A 19442-nucleotide genomic window follows, 5' to 3' on the forward strand; every position below is an offset into this window, starting at 1 on the left:
CGCTCAGGGGACGCTCCGGCAGGGATTTTCCGGGGCGTGCGGTGCCGGACGACGGTGGACGCCCTCTTTTGTCATTCCAGGATGCGGAATATACTTTCCATTATCACTCTGCCCTGGGGGAGGACCCATGACAGCCCGTACCTCTCTGCCACGCCGTGCGGCTGCCGAGCTGATCGGAACCGCCGGCCTGCTCGTGGTCGTGATCGGCTCCGGGCTCAAGGCCACGGAGCTCAGCGCCGACACCGGTGTCGCCCTCATCGCCAACTCGTTCGTGTCGGCCATCGGCCTCGGGCTGATCATCACCCTCTTCGGGCCGCTGTCCGGCGCCCACCTCAACCCGGTGGTGACCCTCACCTCCTGGTGGACCCGCCGCACCGGCGGCGAGGGGGTCGGCGGTCGCGAGGTGCCCGTCTACGTCGCGGCCCAGACCGCCGGGGCCATCGGCGGCGCCGTCCTCGCGGAGGCCATGTTCGGCCGGACCCCGGGCGCCTTCGCCACGCAGGTCCTCGACGGGGGCCACCTGCTCGTCGGTGAGGTGATCGCCACCGCCGGTCTCGTCCTCGTGATCCAGGGGCTGGGGCGCATCGGGCGCGCCCGTCTCATCCCGGCGGCGGTGGCGGCGTACATCGCGGCCGCGATCTGGTTCACCTCCTCCGGTTCCTTCGCCAACCCGGCCGGCACCATCGGGCGCAGCTTCAGCGATTCCTTCACCGGTATCGCGCCCGGTTCGCTGCCGGGCTTCGTCGCCGCCCAGCTGTGCGGCGGGATCCTCGGGCTGGCCCTGGCCGCGTTCCTCTACGGATCCGGCGCGAAGAGCGGCGCGGGCCGTACGGGCGGCCATGGGGCCCGCGAGGCCGAACCGGCGCCGGGCGCAACGGCCGTACCGGCCGCGCTCGCCGCGACCGGGCCGGCGGACGGTGCGAGCCCCGACCCGGACTCCTACCAAACCGTAGGGTGAGACGCCGCCCCGGTTGCCCACAGGAAAGACCACTTGTCCACAGCCCTTTGGGTGGGTTTTGACGGCAAACGCGTGATCCGCCCTGTGGAACATGTGGACGTGTGGACCGATCCGCTCAGGTGCTGCCGGCCACCTCGCCACGGTCACCTCGGGACCGGTCACCCGTCACCGGTCCCACCGTCACCGATCCGCCCGCCGCGCCAGATCGTTCATCGTCCGGGCCTGGATCTCCCGCTCCGTCGCGGCCCGCACGAACTCCGCCACGTGTTCGGCGCCGACCAGCTCCTGCACCGCCCGTACCGTCCCGGCGGGCAGCGCCACCGGCGAGGGTCCAGTCGGCTGCGGCGTCCCCGCCGCTCCCAGGTGCCGCTGGAGGTGCCGGGTCGCGAAGAGCCGCATCGCCCGGGCCAGCTCCGCGTCCACGGTCTGCTGCGCCAGCGGCCGCAGCCGCCGCACCATCGTCGCCGCCTCCGCCGCGTCCGCGTCGGTGGGAGGCACCTGCCCGAGGTAGCGCGCGAAGACGTGCTCGGTGGTGAACTCCAGGAACCGCGAGGCGATGTGCTCCACCTGACCCCGCAGTTCCCGGAGGTGCCCGGTGATCGCCGCGAGCGGCACCCCGGCCGCGTACAGCTCGGCCGCCACTGCCAGTTCCTGCGGGGACGGCACCAGGAACTGGTCCGGGCGCCCCGGGATCCGCTCCAGCACACCCAGGGCGCAGGCCTCGCTCACCGCTTCGTCGTCGGGCAGCCCGCCGAACCGTGCGTTCAGCTCGTCCCGGCTGATCCGGGCCGCCTCCTCATCGGTCCACGGCCCGTGCACCTCGGCGACCAGCCCCAGGACGCCGCCCAGTCCGCGTCCCGCGTCCCACGCCTCCAACAGCTCCTTGATAGAGGCCAGGGTGTAGCCGCGGTCCAGCAGGTCGGCGATCTGACGCAGCCGCGCCAGGTGCGTGTCCCGGTACACATTGGAGCGGCCCCGCCGCTCCGGCTTGGGCAGCAGACCGCGGTCCTGGTACGCGCGGATCGTGCGCACCGTCGCTCCGCTGTGGTGCGCCAGATCCTCGATCCGGTACTCGGCTACGGCCTGATCGGACAATCCCGGCTCCCTACGACATGGCGGCTCGGCGGCCCGCGCCTGCTGCGGCCCGGGCGGCAGGTGAAGCCGCGAGGTACTCGACCGCCCTGCGCAGCGAGCCCTCCTGCGAGGGATGGTACGACCGCCGGAAGGAGCCGGGTATGGCCGTGCCGGGCTCTCTGCACGGGGGCACCGGTCCCTCGGCCCCCGCGCGGCCGTGCCCGCGCGACGGATCCACGGACCCGGTCACAGCCGGGGCTCCAGCCGGGCGATGCGCCGCAGGGCGCGCGGGGCGAAGCGGGACATCCACAGGGCGCCCTTGGACTCGGGCGTGACCGGCACGACCGCCTCGTTGCGGACGACGGCGCGCAGGATCGCGTCGGCGACCTTCTCCGGCGGGAAGTTGCGCAGACCGTAAAGTCGCGAGGAGCGCTCCTGGCGGCGCTTCTCCTCGGCCTCGTCCACCCCGGCGAAGCGCGAGGTCGCGGTGATGTTGGTGTTGACGATGCCGGGGCAGATCGCGGAGACGCCGATGGACTTCGAGGCGAGTTCCGCGCGCAGGCACTCCGACAGCATCAGCACCGCAGCCTTCGAGGTGCTGTAGGCGGGCAGGGTGCGGGAGGGCAGATAGGCCGCGGCCGAAGCGGTGTTGACGATGTGCCCGCCCTGGCCGCGCTCGGCCATCTGCTTCCCGAAGATCCGGCAGCCGTGGATGACGCCCCACAGATTGACGTCCAGGACCTTCTTCCAGTCCTCGGCCGTGGTGTCGAGGAAGGCCCCGGACAGGCCGATCCCGGCGTTGTTGACCAGGACGTCGACGAACCCGTACTCGGCGGCGACCTTCGCCGCCAGCTTCTCCATCGCCTGCTCGTCGCTGACGTCCACGCACTCCGCCCACGCCTCGGGGGCGCCGACGAGGCGGGCCATGTCGGCCGTGCGCGCCGCGCCCTCGGCGTCGCGGTCGACGGCCACCACCCGTGCTCCCGCCTCCGCGAACGCGAAGGCGGTGGCCCGGCCGATCCCGCTGGCCGCGCCCGTGACCAGGACGAGCTGGCCGCCGAAGCGGTCGGCGTACTTGCCCGGGGCCTTCTGCTCCGGTCCCCGCGCCGCCGGATCCTCCCGGGCCGTGACGAACTCGGTGATCCAGGAGGCCAGCTGGTCGGGCCGGGTCCGGGGTATCCAGTGCTTGGCGGGCAGGGTCCGCCGCAGCAGGTCCGGGGCCCACCGCTCCAGGCCGTCGTAGAGCCGCTCGGACAGGAACGCGTCCCCGGTCGGAGTGATCAGCTGCACCGGTACGTGGGCGTACGCGTCGGAGCGCGGCCGGCGCAGCCTCGGGCGTACGTTGTCGCGGTAGAGCCAGGCCCCGTGCGCCGCGTCCGAGGGCAGCGAGGCCGTCGGGTAGGAGCCGGCCGGCACCTTCTCGACGCGCTGCAGCATCTGGGGCCACCGCTTGCCGAGAGGTCCGCGCCAGGCGAGCTCCGGCAGCACGGGGGTGTGCAGCAAGTAGACGTACCAGGACTTGGCGCCCTGGCCCAGGAGCTGCGCCGCCGCCCGCGGGGTCGGCCGCGACATGCGCTTCTTGATCCAGTGTCCGAAGTGGTCCAGGGAGGGCCCCGACATCGACGTGAAGGACGCGATCCGCCCCTCCGTACGGCCGACCGTCGCGAACTCCCAGCCCTGTACGGAACCCCAGTCGTGGCCGACGAGGTGTACCGGCCGGTCCGGACTGACCGCGTCCGCCACCGCCAGGAAGTCGTCGGTCAGCTTCTCCAGGGTGAATCCGCCGCGCAGCGGCTGCGGCGCGGTGGAGCGCCCGTGGCCGCGCACGTCGTAGAGCACCACGTGGAAGCGGGTCGCGAGCCGCTCGGCGACCTCGGTCCAGACCTCCTTGCTGTCCGGGTAGCCGTGCACCAGCAGCACCGTCGGACGGCCCCGCTCGCCGAGCTCGACCACGCACAACTCGACCCCGCCGGTGCGCACCCAGTGCTCCCGCGCGCCCGTCGGCTCCACCGATCCCGCTCCGCTCATGCCGCTCATGCTGCCCTCTCCTCCTCGGCCCAGCGCCGCACGTGCGGCAGGTCGTCGTCCAGCCAGAACGCGCTCTCCTCGGGGTCCCGCGAGTCGGTGACCACGAGGATCTCCTCGAACTTCGCTCCCGTGCCCCGGAAGCCCAGGTGTGGTTCCACCGCCCACAGGCCGGGCTGCGGCGGGTGGTCGGAGAAGTGGTACGGGCTCCACAGCGGGGACCAGCCCTCACGGTGCCCGTGCAGGGCGTCACTGGCCAGCCCCTTGAGGGACTGGGTGCCGAATCCGAACGCCGTCGGCGACCAGCGCCGCTCCTTCACCCGGTCGATCTTGTGGGCGATCACGCCGAAGGGGTAGGCGCGGTGCCGGTTGGCGTACCCCTGCCGGTTCATCAGCCGCTCGACGTCCTCGTAGATCTCTCGCAGGGAGCGGCGCTCGCGCACCTGCTCCAGGATCAGCTCCCGGTGCGCCCGCAGGTCGGCCATGAGCCGGTCCTGCACCGGATTCAGGCCGAGGCTGCCCGAGTAGCCTATGTCCGCCGAGAAGCCCTTGTAGACGGGCGCCATGTCGAGGATGAAGGGCATGCCCGGCTCCAGCCGCCGGTTGGTCGGGAAGAACTGCAGCGGGATCCGGAAGTTCGCGAAGGCGGTGCGGTCCCCGAACCAGGCGAACGGCAGGTGGAACCAGTCCCGCACCCCGCGGTCGCGCAGCCACTCACGCTGCATGCGCGCGGCCTCGCGCTCGGTCACTCCGGGTCGCAGCTGGGCCGCGACCGCCTCGGCGCACTCGTACGAGAGGCGCTGCACCTCTCTGAACCCGCTCAGGTCGGCGGAGAGCCGTCCGGAGTGCAGCGCGGTGCGTTGCCTGGTGTCCCCAGCCATGTCAGCCCGTCCATCCGTGTAGCCGTACGCGCCCGTAAGTTGACACTGATGAATGTGACAATGACCGGAGATCACGTCAAGGGTCGTGCACGGCCCTGTGGACAAAGTTGTCCGGTCCACATCAGCCTCCAGTACGGGCATGTACGCCTGAAGGCTGAGACCGGATCCAGCTCCAGGTCTGACGCCTGAGGAAAGACGCGCCACTAACGTCGGTGCCGTGACTGTCATCGCGACTGAAAGCCTGAGCAAGCGGTACCCCCGAGTGACCGCCCTCGACCGGCTCTCCCTGGACATCGGCCCCGGCGTGACCGGGCTCGTGGGCGCCAACGGAGCCGGCAAGTCCACGCTGATCAAAATCCTGCTGGGACTGTCCCCCGCCACCGAGGGCAGCGCCGCCGTGCTCGGCCTCGACGTCCATACGCATGGCAGCGCCATCCGTGAACGCGTCGGATACATGCCCGAACACGACTGCCTGCCACCCGACGTCTCGGCCACCGAGTTCGTCGTCCACATGGCGCGCATGTCCGGGCTGCCGCCGACCGCGGCCCGCGAGCGCACCGCCGACACCCTGCGCCACGTCGGGCTGTACGAGGAGCGCTACCGCCCCATCGGTGGCTACTCCACCGGCATGAAGCAGCGCGTCAAGCTCGCCCAGGCACTCGTCCACGACCCCCAGCTGGTCCTCCTCGACGAGCCGACCAACGGTCTGGACCCGGTCGGGCGCGACGAGATGCTCGGCCTGATCCGACGCGTCTACACCGACTTCGGCATCTCCGTCCTGGTCACCTCCCACCTCCTCGGCGAACTGGAGAGGACCTGCGACCACGTCGTGGTCGTCGACGGCGGCAAGCTGCTGCGCTCCAGCTCCACCAGCGACTTCACGCAGACCACCGCGACCCTCGCGGTCGAGGTCACCGACTCCGACGCCCACCCGGACGGCACCGCCGCCCTGCGCAAGGCGCTCACCGAGGCCGGCCTCACCCTGCATGCGGGCGAGGAGCAGGGCCTGCCCGGAGCCGGCCACATCCTCCTCGTCGAGGCCACCGGCGAGAGCACCTACGACACCATCCGCGACACCGTCGCCGAGCTGGGCATCGGCCTGGTCCGCATGGAACAGCGCCGCCACCACATCGCGGAGGTCTTCCGCGACAACGACCAGCCCGCGTACACCGCCCAGCAGAAGGGAGCCGGTTCCGATGGCGCCTGAGACGTCGACGCAGATCCACAACATCGGCTACCGGTCCTACGACGGACCCCGGCTCGGCCGCGCCTACGCCCGCAAGTCGCTGTTCTCGCAGTCCCTGCGCGGCGCCTACGGGCTCGGCCGGTCCGCCAAGTCGAAGGTCCTCCCGATGCTCCTCTTCGCGGTGATGTGCGTCCCGGCGCTCATCATCGTCGCCGTGGCCATCGCGGTGCCCGGTTCCACGGACCTGCCGATCAAGTACACGACGTACGCCCTGACCACCCAGGTGGTCATCGGCCTCTACCTCGCCTCCCAGGCGCCGCAGTCCGTCTCGCGGGACCTGCGGTTCAAGACGGTCCCGCTCTACTTCTCGCGGCCCATCGAGCGCGTCGACTACGTCGTGGCCAAGTACGCGGCCATGGCCTCGGCCATGTTCATCCTCACCGCGACCCCGCTGCTGATCATGTGGATCGGCGCGCTCCTGGCGAAGTTCGATTTCGCCGACCAGACCAAGGGATTCGGGCAAGGACTCGTGTCGGTTCTGCTGCTGTCGCTGCTCTTCTCCGGGATCGGCCTGGTGATGGCCGCGCTGACTCCGCGCCGCGGGTTCGGCGTCGCGGCGATCATCGCAGTGCTCCTGATCCCCTACGGCGCGGTCACCGCGGTACAGGGCGTCGCCTACAGCACCGGCAACGCCGGATCCATCGACTGGCTGGGCCTGTTCTCCCCGATCACCCTGATCGACGGCGTGCAGACCGCGTTCCTCGGCGCCACCTCTGCCTTCCCCGGCGGTGAGGGCCCCTCGGCCGGCATCGGCTCCGTCTACCTGCTCGTCGCCCTCGGCCTCATCGCCGGCTCCTACGCCGCCCTGATGGCCCGCTACCGGAAGGCCGGGCTGTGACCACCATCGACATCGACCACACCTCCCGCTGGTTCGGGAACGTCGTCGCCGTCAACGACGTGACCATGCGCATCGGCCCCGGCGTCACGGGACTGCTGGGCCCGAACGGCGCGGGCAAGTCCACCCTCATCAACATGATGGGCGGCTTCCTCGCCCCCTCCACCGGCACCGTCACCCTCGACGGCGCCCCGATCTGGCAGAACGAGCAGATCTACAAGCACGTGGGCGTCGTGCCCGAGCGCGAGGCGATGTACGACTTCCTCACCGGCCGTGAGTTCGTCGTCGCCAACGCCGAGCTCCACGGCCTCGACGACGCGGCCGCACAGCGCGCACTGGCCACCGTCGAGATGGAGTACGCGCAGGACCGCAAGATCTCCACGTACTCCAAGGGCATGCGCCAGCGCGTGAAGATGGCGTCCGCCCTCGTCCACGACCCGTCCGTGCTGCTCCTGGACGAGCCGTTCAACGGCATGGACCCCCGGCAGCGCATGCAGCTGATGGACCTCCTGCGGCGCATGGGCGACGAGGGACGCACCGTCCTGTTCTCCTCCCACATCCTGGAGGAGGTCGAACAGCTCGCCTCGCACATCGAGGTGGTCGTGGCCGGCCGGCACGCCGCCTCCGGTGACTTCCGCAAGATCCGCCGCCTGATGACGGACCGCCCGCACCGCTACCTCGTCCGCTCCTCCGACGACCGGTCGCTCGCCGCCGCTCTGATCGCCGACCCCTCCACCGCCGGCATCGAGGTCGACCTGAAGGAGGGCGCGCTGCGCATCCAGGCCGTCGACTTCGGCCGCTTCACCGAGCTGCTGCCCCTGGTGGCCCGACAGCACGGCATCCGGCTGCTGACGGTCTCGCCCTCCGACGAGTCCCTCGAGTCGGTCTTCTCCTACCTCGTCACGGCCTGAAAGGAGCTGGCACCCATGTACGTGTACGACCCCACCGTTGCCCGGCTCACCTACCGGGCCCTGCTCGGTCGGCGCCGCGCGCTCATCCTCTTCGCACTTCCCGCCCTGCTGATCGTCATCGCCCTCGTGGTCCGTGCCTTCGTCGGCGTGGACGACAAGGTCGCGGCCGATCTCCTCGGGGGCTTCGCGCTCGCCACCATGGTCCCCCTGATCGGTGTCATCGCCGGCACCGGCGCCATCGGGCCCGAAATAGACGACGGCTCCATCGTCTATCTGCTGGCCAAGCCGGTGAAGCGGCCGAAGATCATCATGACCAAGCTGATCGTGGCGATCGCCGTCACCATGGCCTTCTCCGCGATCCCCACCCTGATCGCCGGATTCATCCTCAACGGCAACGGCCAGCAGATCGCCGTGGCCTACACGATCGCCGCCCTCGTGGCCTCGATCGCCTACAGCGCCCTCTTCCTGCTGCTGGGCACGGTCAGCCGGCACGCGGTCGTCTTCGGCCTGGTCTACGCCCTGATCTGGGAGTCGCTCTTCGGCAGCCTGGTCTCGGGGGCCAAGACCCTCAGCGTCCAGCAGTGGGCCCTGGCCCTGGCCGAAAAGGTCGCTGGCGAGGGGTACGTCGACGCCACGGTGGGCCTGCCCACCGCATCGGTCCTGCTGGTCGTGGTCACCGTCGGAGCCACCGTCTACGCGGGCCAGAAGCTGCGCCGCCTCACCCTGGCGGGCGAGGAGTAGACCCGGCCGCACGCACTCGCGCGACAGTGCCCCGCCCGGCCCACCGGCCAGGCGGGGCACAGCTTTGAGGGTCATCATCGGTGCATGATCGAGCACACCGCCCCGGAGCCGTCCCGGCCCCTGCGGTCCTGGATACGTTCCTCGCCCGGAACGCACATCTGGCTGCTGATCATCGCCGTTACCAGCATCATCGTCGCGATCGCGCCCGACCAACTGGACCGCGTCCTGCTGCACCGCAACAGCAGCAACATCCACCAGCTCGTCCAGCACCCCGTCCGGGCGCTCATCAGCAGCGCCTTCTGGATCGCGAACCCGGCCTCGCTCGCCCTCTACGCGCTGCTCTTCGAGGTCTTCCACGCACCCGTCGAGCGATGGCTCGGGACCCTGCGATGGTTCCTGATCGTGGCCACCGCGCATGTCGTCGCGACACTGATCAGCCAGAAGGTCCTCCTGACGGCCATCCAGGACCACCGTGCCCCGCGCAGCATGACCCATGTCGTCGACATCGGCGTCAGCTACGGGCTCGCCGCCTCCATCGGTGTCCTCACCTACCGGCTCCCCAGCCCCTGGAGGTGGCTCTACCTGGCCGGAGCGGTCGCCTTCTTCGGCATCCCCCTCGCCACCGGCGGCACCTTCACCGACCTCGGCCACGCCATCGCGCTCGCCGTCGGCCTGCTCTCCTGGCCGCTCACGCGCCACCTTGTTTCACGTGAAACACCGCCCGTTTCACGTGAAACGTGACTAGTCGGCGTCCGCTTTCGCGACGCCGTGCTCCCACGCCCATGCGGCGATACCCACACGGTTCCGTGCCCCGATCTTGGCCTGGACGTTCGCGATGTGCGTCTTGGCCGTGCCCGCGGTGATGAACAGCTCCCCGCCGATCTCGGCGTTGGTGAACCCCCGCGCCACCAGTCGCACGATATCCAGCTCCCGCTCCGTCAGGGGGTGGGCGGCGGGCCGGGCGACCGGACCCGGCTGTGTCAGCCGGCTCAGCAGCCGCACCGTGATCTGCGGACTGATCAGGGTGTCCCCCGCCATCGCGGCCCGCACGCCCTCGATCAGCAGCGCCGGTCCGGACCGCTTCAGCAGGAAACCGCAGGCGCCGTTGCGCAGCGCGGTGTGCACGTACTCGTCGAGGTCGAAGGTGGTCACGACCACCACCCGTGTCTCGGGCGCCAGCAGCCGGGTCACCTCCAGCCCGTCGAGCCGTGGCATCCGGATGTCCGCGAGCACCACGTCGGGCCGCAGCCGCCGGGCCAGCGCCACCGCGCTCTCCCCGTCCGCCGCCTCCCCCACGACGGTCATGTCCGGCTGTGAGTCGAGGATCAGCCGGAAGCCGCTGCGGATGTCCTCTTGGTCATCGGCTATCAGGATGCGTGTGGTCACCTCGTCATGATCACCTGAGGTCCTTCTCCTCCGCCGGGAAGACAGCGCAAACCCGCCATCCGCCGTCCTCGGCCGCCCCCGCCCGCAATGTCCCGCCCGCGGCTTCGACCCGCGCCCGCAGACCGGCCAGACCGGTACCGCCCCGTCGGCGGCGGGCCAGCAGCCCGCCCCCGCCGCGCGGGGCGGCGGAGTTGGTCACGCTGACCTCGGTGCCCGCGCCGGCCCGGCGTACGGCGACGCGGACCACGGCTGCCCCGGGCGCGTGCCGTCGTACGTTCGTCAGTGCTTCGACGGCCACCCGGTAGGCGGTGGTGTCCGTCTCCCTCGACAGCTCCCGCATCGCCTCGGGGTCGGCGTCCAGCGCTCCACCCTCGAACCGCTCCACCAGCTCGGGCAGGAGGTCCAGGCCCGGAACGGGAGCCGTCGGCCCGCCCGCGGCCTCCTGCAGCGCGTGCACGGTGCGGTCCATCGACGCCAGCGCGCTCAGCCCCGCCGTCTCGATCCGTTCCAGCGCCCGGACCGCCTGCCCGGGATCCTGTTCGGCGACGAACCGCGCCGCCTGCGCCTGCACCACGATGGCGCTGACGTCGTGCGCCACGAAGTCGTGCAGATCGCGGGCCAGTTCGAGTTGCTGGTCGCGCCGCGCATCCCGTACGGCCTGCTCCATGCGGGCGGCCTGGCGGCGCAGGTAGCCCCCGACCGCCGCGGCCCCGAGGGCCGGGACCGCCCAGAAGCCGGCCACACCGCTGATCTCCAGCCACGAACCGGTCTCCCACACCAGCGGCACCGGCCACACCGCGACCGCGACCACGCCGAGGACCCCCGCGACGGTCCCCGAACGCGCCGGTGACCAGCGGGCCACGAGGGCGAGCAGCAGGAGCAGGAAGCCCGACCAGAGCATCAGCCGCGCCGCGGGCACCACCAGGGCGGTGGCGACGATGCCGGCGAGTGAGGCCGAAGCCAGTAAGGGGGCCCACACCAGACGAAGGTTGACGGTCATGAACCGACCCTACGAGCGCACCCGGCGACTGCCCATCCCCCGTCCGGCAGACGTCCCGCCCCGGCGTGCTCGCCATCGCCTGGGCGGCGCCGGGTGCATGGCTGGGGGGCGGAAATTCGCTGGTACGGGGCGTCGGGGCGGGGCACAGTGAGGTGTGCGGGGAGCAACAAAAGGTCCGGGGCGGCCACTTCGAGCGCGCCTTCTGGCGCGGGCTGCCCCGGACCTCTCGTACGTCCGGCGCGTTATGCGGCGCCGAGCAGACGCTCCAGCACCACCGCGATCCCGTCCTCCTCGTTGGAGGTCGTCACCTCGTCTGCCACCGCTTTGAGTTCGGCGTGGGCGTTGGCCATGGCCACCCCGCGAGCGGCCCAGCCGAACATCGGGATGTCGTTCGGCATGTCACCGAAGGCGATCGTCTCCGCCGCCTTCACCCCGAGCCGGCGCGCGGCCAGGGACAGGCCGGTGGCCTTCGTCAGGCCCAGCGGCAGGATCTCGACTATCCCCGGACCCGCCATGACGACGTCGACCAGACTGCCCACGATCTCCCGGGCCATCTTGACGAGCTGGTCGTCGTCGAGCTCCGGGTGCTGGACGTAGAGCTTGTTGAGCGGAGCCGTCCACACCGCGGCCGTGTCCTCCAGGTAGAGGGCCGGGAGGCCTTCCTGCACCTGGTAGCCGGGCCCGAACAGGACCTCGCCGTCCACCCCGTCCCGGCTGGCGGCCAGGGCCAGCGGACCGACCTCGGCCTCCAGCTTCGACAGAGCCAGCCCGGCGAGCTGCCGGTCCAGCGTCACCGAGGTCAGCAGCCGGTGCGCACCCGCGTCGTAGACCTGGGCGCCCTGTCCGCAGACGGCGATCCCCTGGTAACCGAGATCGTCCAGCACGTGCCGGGTCCAGGGCACGGCGCGGCCGGTGACGATGATGTGGGCCGCGCCCGCCGCGGTAGCCGCGGCAAGCGCTTCACGGGTGCGTTCCGAGACGGTGTCGTCGCCACGCAGCAGCGTCCCATCGAGGTCGGTCGCGACGAGCTTGTACGGGAACGGTGCCGGGCTCACTTGTTGATCGGCTCCAGGACCTCGCGGCCGCCGAGGTACGGACGGAGCGCCTCGGGCACCCGTACGGAACCGTCGGCCAGCTGGTGGTTCTCGAGGATCGCGACGATCGTGCGCGGAACCGCGCACAGGGTGCCGTTCAGTGTGGACAGCGGCTGGGTCTTCTTGCCGTCGCGGTAGCGGATCGACAGGCGGCGGGCCTGGAAGCTGTCGCAGTTCGAGGCGGAGGTCAGCTCGCGGTACTTGCCCTGGGTCGGGATCCACGCCTCGCAGTCGAACTTGCGCGAAGCGGAGGCGCCCAGGTCACCGGTGGCGACGTCGATCACCTGGAACGGCAGCTCCAGGCTGGTCAGCCACTGCTTCTCCCACTCCAGGAGCCGCTGGTGCTCTGCCTCGGCGTCCTCCGGCGCGACATACGAGAACATCTCGACCTTGTCGAACTGGTGGACGCGGAAGATGCCGCGGGTGTCCTTGCCGTACGTACCGGCCTCGCGGCGGAAGCACGGGGAGAAGCCGGCGTACCGGAGCGGCAGCTTGTCGCCCTCGATGATCTCGTCCATGTGGTACGCGGCGAGCGGGACCTCGGAGGTGCCGACCAGGTAGTAGTCGTCCTTCTCCAGGTGGTAGACGTTCTCCGCGGCCTGGCCGAGGAAGCCGGTGCCCTCCATGGCGCGGGGGCGGACCAGCGCCGGGGTCAGCATCGGGATGAAGCCGGCCTCGGTGGCCTGGGCGATGGCGGCGTTGACCAGCGCCAGCTCCAGCAGGGCGCCCACACCGGTCAGGTAGTAGAAGCGCGAGCCCGATACCTTGGCGCCGCGCTCGACGTCGATGGCACCCAGGAGTTCGCCGAGCTCCAGGTGGTCCTTGGGCTCGAATCCCTCGGCGGCGAAATCGCGGATGGTGCCGTGCGTCTCCAGGACGGTGAAGTCCTCTTCGCCACCCACGGGAACGTCCTCGTGGACGATGTTGCCGAGCTGGAGGAGAAGGCGCTTGGCGGCTTCGTCGGCCTCGTTCTGTTCGGCCTCGGCGGCCTTGACGTCCTGCTTGAGCTGTTCGGCCTTCTTCAGCAGCTCCGTCCGCTCCTCCGGAGAGGCCTTGGGGATGAGCTTGCCGAGCGACTTCTGCTCATTGCGCAGTTCGTCGAAGCGCATGCCAGAGGACCTGCGGCGCTCGTCCGCGGAGAGCAGGGCGTCGACGAGTTCGACGTCCTCTCCACGAGCGCGCTGCGAGGCGCGGACACGGTCAGGGTCTTCACGGAGCAGCCGGAGGTCAATCACCCCTCCAGGCTACCGGGCTGGGCTTCCTGGGATCACACCGATATCACGCTGCGTGTCGCTATGTCCTAATTGCAACGTATGGATAAGTCTTGATCGCTGACCGGAAGTGACCCCTCTGCGGCGGTCAATAAAGGTGGGTTCATTCCCTGAAAAGGGATGTAATGCCGGATCCGGGGGCGCGCTCTGAGCAGGGCCGGAGAGGGTTCTTGTCCACAGGAATTGTGACGGTCCGCAGCTTATCCACAGGCTGTGTGTTGCATCTGTGGACACAGGAATAGATCATTCCTGATCGGCGGATGGTCGAGGTGAATCAGGGCTCAAACCCCCCTCACACACTCATTCGGGTGGGAATGACTCGCTCCAAAGAGTTGATTCGCGATGCTGGGGTGACACCGTTCACCTCCCGCTTCCCGGAGCGAAACCTGGGATCCCCTGCCGATATGTCGACCTTGTCGGGTCTCTCTGTCGACTTGTCCCCAGGTCCCCATCGCGGCCTGTGGATAACTCTGTGGACAGTGGACGATCCTACGCCCGCCCGTCGAGGCAGCGGGCCAGCCAGTCGGAGGCAGCCGTGAAGTCGCCATCGGAGGTTCCGGCCCGCGGGGAGCGGACGTCACTCTGAGCGACGCCGGCCCGCGGATAGGAGCCGAGGAAGCGGACCTGGGGACAGGTCCGCTTGAGACCCATGAGGGCCTCGCTGACCCGCCGGTCCGAGATGTGGCCCTCCGCGTCGACGGCGAAACAGTAGTTGCCGATGCCCTGTCCGGTCGGACGGGACTGGATCAACATCAGGTTCACCCCGCGGACCGCGAACTCCTGGAGGAGCTCCAGCAGCGCACCGGGGTGGTCGTCGCCGAGCCACAGCACGACGGACGTCTTGTCCGCCCCCGTCGGCGCGGCCGGCCGCGCGGGGCGGCCCACCAGCACGAACCGGGTCTCGGCGTTCTCCGCGTCATGGATCTCGGTGACCAGCGGGACGAGGCCGTACGTCGCGGCGGCGAACTCGCCCGCGAAGGCGGCGTCGAAGCGCCCCTCTTGGACCAGCCGGGCGCCGTCGGCGTTCGAGGCCGCCGACTCCCACACTGCGTCGGGCAGGTTCGCCCGCAGCCAGTTCCGTACCTGGGGCTGGGCGACCGGGTGCCCCGTGACGGTCTTCACTTCCGACAGGGCGGTACCCGGCCGGACGAGCAGGGCGAACGCGATGGGCAGCAGCACCTCGCGGTAGATCATCAGCGGCTCGCCCGAGGCCAGCTCGTCGAGGGTGGCCGTGACCCCGCCCTCCACCGAGTTCTCGATCGGGACGAGGGCGGCGGCCGCCTCCCCGCCCCGCACGGCGTCCAGGGCGGCCGGGACCGACACCATCGGGACGAGCTCCCGGGTCGCGGCTTCCGGCAGGGTGCGCAGGGCGGCCTCGGTGAAGGTGCCCTCGGGACCGAGATACGTGAAGCGGGTGGCTGACATGCGATCAGCCTAATGCCGGGGCGTCGGCCGCCGCGGTGCTGTTCACCCTTCGAGCAGCCGCTGCCCCACGTACTCGCCGCGGCGCGGACCGGGCGGAACCGCGTACAGGCCGCTGGACTCGTGCCGGATGAACGCCGACAGCGCGTCGCCGCGGTCGAGCTTGCGCTGTACGGGCACGAACCCGCGCAGCGGGTCGGCCTGCCAGCAGATGAACAGGAGCCCGGCATCGGGAGCGCCGTCGGGGCCGATCCCGTCGTGGAACGAGAAGGGGCGCCGCAGCATGGCCGCTCCGCCGTTCTGCTCGGGGGCCGAGATCCGGGCGTGGGCGTTGGACGGGATGACGGGCTTGCCGTCGGCGCCGATCTTGTCGAGCTGCATCTCGGTGGTCTCGCCGCCGCCCGTCAGCGGGGCCCCGGTGGCCTTGGTCCGGCCGATGACCTGCTCCTGCTCTGCGAGGGACTGCTTGTCCCAGTCGTCGAGGAGCATGCGGATGCGCCGCACGACGGCGTACGAGCCTCCGCCCATCCAGGCGTGTTCCGCGGGCCCGGGGCCCTGGGCGGGGACGAAGATCCGCTTGTCGAAGTCGGGCTCGGAGGGCTTCGGATTGCCGGTGCCGTCGACCTGCCCCATGAGGTTGCGGGCGGTCATCGGGGTGCCGGTCGCGCCGGGGGACCGGTTGAAGCCGTTCATCTGCCAGCGGACGCGCGCCGCCTCCCCGGCGTCCTTCTGGAGTGCGCGCAGGGCGTGGAAGGCGACCAGTCCGTCGTTCGCGCCGATCTGGACCCACAGGTCGCCATTGCTGCGCCGGGCGTCGAGCCGGTCGGAGGAGAAGTCGGGCAGCGGGTCGAGGGCGGTGGGGCGGCGGGCGGCGAGGCCCGTGCGGTCGAAGAAGGAGTGTCCGAAGCCGAAGGTGACCGTGAGGGAGGACGGCCCGGCGTCGAGCGCGATGCCGCTGTCGGCCGTCGGGGCGGTCTCGCCGGCCATGAGCCGCCGTGCGGTCTCGGACCAGCGTCGCAGCAGGGCGGCGGCCTCGGTACGGCCCGCTCCCGGGGCCAGATCGAAGGCGAGGACGTGCCCCTTGGACTGGAGGGGAGTGGTGATACCGGCCTGGTGGTCCCCGTCGAACGCCACCTGGGTGGCTCCGAGGGAGGAGAGGCTCCCTGCCGCTCCGGTGGCGGACCCGCCCCCGGAGCCGGCGAGCGCGGAGTGCGCGAGGGCGCCGCTGGCACCGCCCAGTGCCAGGCCTGCGGCGCCTGCGGCGCCGACCGTGCCCAGCAGCCTGCGCCGGGAGATCTCGATGTCGGGGTTGCTCTCGGTCACGCTGGTCAGCCGATCTTCACGGTCTTCTGGACGGTGGTCTGGTCGATGTCGGACGTGCGGACGGTCACGTCGATGCGCCATTCGCCGGCGAGCGGCAGTTGGACGCCCGATGCGGTCCAGTGCCCGGGGGAGGCCTGGTCGGGGACGACCGGCAGGGGGCCGATGTCCTTGGCGGGGAGGGTGAAGGCCACCTTGATCTCGGGGAGGGCGAAGGGCTGCCCGTCGCCTGAGTCCGCCCACAGGTGCAGGGTGTTGGTCCCGACCCGGCCCGGGTCGAGCTCCAGCCGGACGGATCCCTTGCCGTTCGGGCCGCCGCTGTCGAACGGCAGGGTGATCTTCACGGCGCGGTCGGGGACCGCGGTGGCGGTGGAGCCGCGGGCCGCCTCCTGCTCGACGGTGCGCCCGGGCTCGGTGCTCGTGAGGACCGTGGTCACGACGAGCAGGACCACGGCGATCGCCGCCTCGACGAGGACCGAGCGGCGCAGGCCCGCGCGGTCCGGGTCCGCGTCCCGCACCCGCTTCTCGCGTGCGTTGTCGAGGGCGGCGCGCTGCCGGGCGAGCTGGGCGGCGCGCTCCGGGTCAGCCGGAACGGTGGCGGGCTCTGTTTCACGTGAAACATCGGTGGCATCCGATGCGCCCTCCTCACTCGATGCCCCCTCCGCACCCGAGGCGTCCGAAGCGCCGGAGTCCGGACGTGTTTCACGTGAAACATCGTCGCCCGCGGTCACGTACGCGCCCACCTTCGCGTCGGGCTTCTGGGCGGCCGCAGGAGCATCGGCGAGCCGGGCGGTCCACTTCCGCGACATGGAGGCGACGCCGAGGAGAAGGGCGACCAGGGCGATCTTGAGGAGCAGCAGCCGCCCGTACTCGGTGCCGGTGAGCGCCGACCAGCTGCCGGTCTGCCGCCAGGCCTGGTAGACGCCCGTGACGGCCAGGACGACCACACTGACGAAGGCGACCCGGGAGAACCGCTGCACCGCCGAGCGTTCGATCCCCGGCACCTTGTGCAGGGCGACGAGCAGGGCGGAGAGACCGCCGAGCCAGGTGGCGACGGCCAGCATGTGCAGGATGTCGGCCGGCATGGCGAGGCCGGGCTGGATACCGGTGGAGGCGTGCTCGGAGAGGGCCCAGGTGGCCGCGATGCCGCCGGATACGACGGCCCCGCCGATGGCCAGCCCGAAGGTGAGGTCGTCGGTGTCCCTGGCCGTGTCCTCCTGGGTCCCGGCGTCCTGCTGCAGGCGACGCGCGTACACGCCGAAGAGGACCGCGACGAAGAGGGCGGCGGCCCCCAGCAGCAACAGCCGGGAGACCAGTGAAGCCCCCGTCTTGGTCTCCAGTACCGCCCTGAGCCCGTCCAGGTCGAAGGCGTCCGCGAACCGGCCGGAACCCGTGTACGGGGCCCGCAGCACCAGCATCGCGAGGGTGGCCGCGGTCAGGGCGACCCAGGCCCGCACGACGAGCTTCTGGAGCGGCCGCTCGGCGGCGCCCCGGCGCCAGCACAGCAGGATGAAGGCCGCACCTCCCACCAGGACGGTGAAGCCGGCGTAGGCGGCGTAACGGGCGATGCCGTAGGCGATCCCGACGGCTCCGCCGCCCGCCCGGGTGGTGGGGAGGGAGACCTCGGTGGCCGACGGCGCGCCGATGGAGAAGGTGAACGCGCCGGAGATCGGGTGGCTGTCCGCGGAGACGGCCTGCCAGGCGACGGTGTACGTGCCGTTGGGCAGACCGGAGTGCAGGGCGGTGCCGTAGCGGACGGTGTTCCCGCTGCACATGTCGCGCAGCTCACCGGTGTCCACCCGTCGGCCCTGGGGGTCGAGGACACGGATCGAATCGTCACCCATGGCGACCTGCTCCGAGAAGGAGAGCGAGACCTGGGCGGGTGCCGTGGCGACCACCGCCCCGTCCGTGGGGTCGCTCGCGGTGAGTGCGGCGTGCGCCGTGGCCGGTGAGGCCGCGGTGAACAGGGTCGCCAGCAGGGCTGCGAGGACCAGCGCGAGCCGCGGCAGGAATGCCGTGGCGAGGACGCGGGCCGTGGAGGGGGCGGGGGCGGTGGCCGTCATGGCGAGTCAGTCCTCGGTCCGTCAGTGGCCGTTGTGGCCCGTGGATGTCGGAGCCTGCGCGTTGTACGTCCGGTCCTTCACGTCCAGCTCGACCTTGACGGAGCCGGCCTTCTCGAAGCGGAGCTCGACGGTGACCTTGTCGCCGATCTTCGGGGTGTTCTTCAGCCCCATGAACATGATGTGGTTGCCGCCGCGCTCCAGCTTGAGCTCGCCGTTCGCCGGCACGTCCATCGACTGGACCTGCTGCATCTTCTGGTCCTTGGTCTCGTGGATCTGGAGATCGTCGGAGAGCGGGGAGGTGGCGCCGGTGAGCTTGTCGGCGGTGCCGGTGTCGTTCTTGATGACCATGAACCCGCCGGCCATCTTGTCGTTGACCGGCTGCGGCATGAAGGCGCCGCTGACGGTCATCGCGGGCTCGCTGTCGCCGGAGCAGCCGGATATGGCGAGCGCTGCCGCCAAGGAGAGGGCGGCGGCGAGGACACGGGTGGTGCGGGCGTTCACGGGTTCTCCCCCTTGATGAGCTTCGGCAGGTCCTTGGCGTAGTCGTCGACGGTCGTGCCCTCGCCGTAGAGGACGTAGCCCTCGTCGGTCTTGGGCGAGAACGCGATGACCTGCGCGCCGTGCATGGAGACGACGTCGCCGTTCGCCTCCTTCTTGGCGGGATCGATACCGATGCCGAGCGTGCGGGCGGCGGCCTGGATGGTCGCGAAGTCCCCGGTGAGCCCGATGAAGGACGGGTCCTGCGCCTTGAGCCAGGCGCCGAGGGATTCGGCGGTGTCCCGTTCGGGGTCGGTGGTCACGAACACCACCCGCAGGTTCTCCTGGTCCTCCTTGGGGAGGTTCTTCTTGGCGACGGCGATGTTGCTCATCGTCAGCGGGCACACGTCGGGGCAGTTGGTGTAGCCGAAGTAGATGAGCGTCGGCCTGCCCTTGGTCTGCTCGCGGAGGTTCCACGGCTTGCCGGTGGTGTCCGTCAGGACGAGCTCCGGCTTGGTGAAGGGGCGGTCCAGGACCGTGGCGGCCTTGTTGCCGTTCTGGCCGCCGGAGATCTGGGTGACCCCGCTGTTCTTGGCGGGTTCGCCACCGCCGCAGGCGGTGAGGGTGAGCGCGGCCGCGGCGAGGAGCGCGGCGACCGTCACACGTGTGGTGCGCATGGAGAGATGTCCCTGGGATCGGGGATGCAGGATGGTCGGGGATGTACGGAGGGAACGCGCC

At 70.8% G+C, this 19442-nt stretch carries 18 protein-coding genes; 6 read left to right on the forward strand and 12 right to left on the reverse strand.

Annotation, left to right across the window (positions count from 1 at the left end; genetic code table 11):
* Window positions 1-127 precede the first annotated feature (127 nt).
* Window positions 128-958: an aquaporin gene (locus tag IH80_RS0101100; protein WP_078906250.1), complete on the forward strand. Its 831-nt coding sequence runs from the start codon at window positions 128-130 to the stop codon at window positions 956-958.
* Between the two features lie 180 nt (window positions 959-1138).
* On the opposite strand, the gene IH80_RS0101105 is transcribed toward IH80_RS0101100, so the two are convergent.
* The 3 genes from IH80_RS0101105 to IH80_RS0101115 all read right to left on the reverse strand — a co-directional run bounded on the left by IH80_RS0101105 (window position 1139) and on the right by IH80_RS0101115 (window position 4938).
* Window positions 1139-2053 (reverse strand): MerR family transcriptional regulator, encoded by a 915-nt coding sequence (locus tag IH80_RS0101105; RefSeq protein ID WP_030956878.1) that lies wholly within the window; start codon window positions 2051-2053, stop codon window positions 1139-1141.
* 225 nt (window positions 2054-2278) lie between these two features.
* Complete coding sequence (locus IH80_RS0101110) at window positions 2279-4060, reverse strand: SDR family oxidoreductase (protein ID WP_030956879.1); 1782 nt, start codon at window positions 4058-4060, stop codon at window positions 2279-2281.
* A 5-nt stretch (window positions 4061-4065) separates the two neighbouring features.
* The gene (locus IH80_RS0101115; protein ID WP_037878479.1) at window positions 4066-4938 is read right to left on the reverse strand and encodes a M24 family metallopeptidase; all 873 of its coding nucleotides are present in this window, start codon (window positions 4936-4938) and stop codon (window positions 4066-4068) included.
* A 217-nt stretch (window positions 4939-5155) separates the two neighbouring features.
* Between IH80_RS0101115 and IH80_RS0101120 the strand changes: the two genes are divergently transcribed.
* The 5 genes from IH80_RS0101120 to IH80_RS0101140 all read left to right on the forward strand — a co-directional run bounded on the left by IH80_RS0101120 (window position 5156) and on the right by IH80_RS0101140 (window position 9412).
* Window positions 5156-6145, forward strand: coding sequence for an ABC transporter ATP-binding protein (locus IH80_RS0101120; RefSeq protein ID WP_078906251.1), 990 nt, complete (start codon window positions 5156-5158; stop codon window positions 6143-6145).
* Window positions 6135-7022, forward strand: coding sequence for an ABC transporter permease subunit (locus tag IH80_RS0101125; protein ID WP_030956883.1), 888 nt, complete (start codon window positions 6135-6137; stop codon window positions 7020-7022). The genes IH80_RS0101120 and IH80_RS0101125 overlap by 11 nt, the downstream gene beginning before the upstream one ends.
* Window positions 7019-7930, forward strand: coding sequence for an ABC transporter ATP-binding protein (locus tag IH80_RS0101130; protein ID WP_030956885.1), 912 nt, complete (start codon window positions 7019-7021; stop codon window positions 7928-7930). The genes IH80_RS0101125 and IH80_RS0101130 overlap by 4 nt, the downstream gene beginning before the upstream one ends.
* Window positions 7931-7951: 21 nt before the next feature.
* Complete coding sequence (locus IH80_RS0101135) at window positions 7952-8671, forward strand: ABC transporter permease (RefSeq protein ID WP_030956887.1); 720 nt, start codon at window positions 7952-7954, stop codon at window positions 8669-8671.
* A gap of 84 nt (window positions 8672-8755) precedes the next feature.
* Complete coding sequence (locus IH80_RS0101140; protein WP_030956888.1) at window positions 8756-9412, forward strand: rhomboid-like protein; 657 nt, start codon at window positions 8756-8758, stop codon at window positions 9410-9412.
* On the opposite strand, the gene IH80_RS0101145 is transcribed toward IH80_RS0101140, so the two are convergent.
* The 9 genes from IH80_RS0101145 to IH80_RS0101185 all read right to left on the reverse strand — a co-directional run bounded on the left by IH80_RS0101145 (window position 9413) and on the right by IH80_RS0101185 (window position 19381).
* Entirely contained in the window at window positions 9413-10057 is a 645-nt protein-coding gene (locus IH80_RS0101145) for a response regulator (protein WP_030956889.1), read from the reverse strand.
* Window positions 10058-10067: 10 nt separating this feature from the next.
* Window positions 10068-11057: a sensor histidine kinase gene (locus tag IH80_RS0101150; RefSeq protein WP_051808608.1), complete on the reverse strand. Its 990-nt coding sequence runs from the start codon at window positions 11055-11057 to the stop codon at window positions 10068-10070.
* 242 nt (window positions 11058-11299) lie between these two features.
* The gene (locus IH80_RS0101155) at window positions 11300-12112 is read right to left on the reverse strand and encodes an HAD family hydrolase (RefSeq protein WP_030956893.1); all 813 of its coding nucleotides are present in this window, start codon (window positions 12110-12112) and stop codon (window positions 11300-11302) included.
* Window positions 12109-13386: a serine--tRNA ligase gene (gene serS / locus IH80_RS0101160; RefSeq protein ID WP_030816969.1), complete on the reverse strand. Its 1278-nt coding sequence runs from the start codon at window positions 13384-13386 to the stop codon at window positions 12109-12111. The genes IH80_RS0101155 and serS overlap by 4 nt, the downstream gene beginning before the upstream one ends.
* 525 nt (window positions 13387-13911) lie before the next feature.
* Window positions 13912-14847, reverse strand: a complete 936-nt coding sequence (gene pheA / locus IH80_RS0101165) for a prephenate dehydratase (protein WP_030956895.1) — start codon at window positions 14845-14847, stop codon at window positions 13912-13914.
* Between the two features lie 42 nt (window positions 14848-14889).
* Window positions 14890-16248: an iron uptake transporter deferrochelatase/peroxidase subunit gene (gene efeB / locus IH80_RS0101170; RefSeq protein WP_078906252.1), complete on the reverse strand. Its 1359-nt coding sequence runs from the start codon at window positions 16246-16248 to the stop codon at window positions 14890-14892.
* Window positions 16173-18227: a copper resistance CopC/CopD family protein gene (locus tag IH80_RS0101175; protein ID WP_030956898.1), complete on the reverse strand. Its 2055-nt coding sequence runs from the start codon at window positions 18225-18227 to the stop codon at window positions 16173-16175. Before IH80_RS0101175 ends, efeB begins: the two co-directional genes overlap by 76 nt.
* A 21-nt stretch (window positions 18228-18248) precedes the next feature.
* A complete protein-coding gene (locus IH80_RS0101180) occupies window positions 18249-18728 on the reverse strand; it encodes a copper chaperone PCu(A)C (RefSeq protein WP_030956899.1) in 480 nt (159 codons plus the stop codon).
* On the reverse strand, window positions 18725-19381 hold the full coding sequence (locus tag IH80_RS0101185; protein ID WP_030956900.1) for an SCO family protein: 657 nt from the start codon (window positions 19379-19381) through the stop codon (window positions 18725-18727). Before IH80_RS0101185 ends, IH80_RS0101180 begins: the two co-directional genes overlap by 4 nt.
* Window positions 19382-19442: the final 61 nt, after the last annotated feature.

This window comes from Streptomyces sp. NRRL S-378 (assembly GCF_000720645.1).
In the GTDB taxonomy this organism is placed as follows: domain Bacteria; phylum Actinomycetota; class Actinomycetes; order Streptomycetales; family Streptomycetaceae; genus Streptomyces.

Coding starts and splice junctions, on each gene's coding strand:
- IH80_RS0101100 (WP_078906250.1), top strand. CDS start 128: ATGACAGCCCGTACCTCTCTGCCACGCCGTGCGGCTGCCGAGCTGATC.
- IH80_RS0101125 (WP_030956883.1), top strand. CDS start 6,135: ATGGCGCCTGAGACGTCGACGCAGATCCACAACATCGGCTACCGGTCC.
- IH80_RS0101150 (WP_051808608.1), bottom strand. CDS start 11,057: ATGACCGTCAACCTTCGTCTGGTGTGGGCCCCCTTACTGGCTTCGGCC.
- IH80_RS0101140 (WP_030956888.1), top strand. CDS start 8,756: ATGATCGAGCACACCGCCCCGGAGCCGTCCCGGCCCCTGCGGTCCTGG.
- IH80_RS0101115 (WP_037878479.1), bottom strand. CDS start 4,938: ATGGCTGGGGACACCAGGCAACGCACCGCGCTGCACTCCGGACGGCTC.
- IH80_RS0101185 (WP_030956900.1), bottom strand. CDS start 19,381: ATGCGCACCACACGTGTGACGGTCGCCGCGCTCCTCGCCGCGGCCGCG.
- IH80_RS0101110 (WP_030956879.1), bottom strand. CDS start 4,060: ATGAGCGGAGCGGGATCGGTGGAGCCGACGGGCGCGCGGGAGCACTGG.
- pheA (WP_030956895.1), bottom strand. CDS start 14,847: ATGTCAGCCACCCGCTTCACGTATCTCGGTCCCGAGGGCACCTTCACC.
- IH80_RS0101175 (WP_030956898.1), bottom strand. CDS start 18,227: ATGACGGCCACCGCCCCCGCCCCCTCCACGGCCCGCGTCCTCGCCACG.
- efeB (WP_078906252.1), bottom strand. CDS start 16,248: ATGGCGCATCGACGTGACCGTCCGCACGTCCGACATCGACCAGACCAC.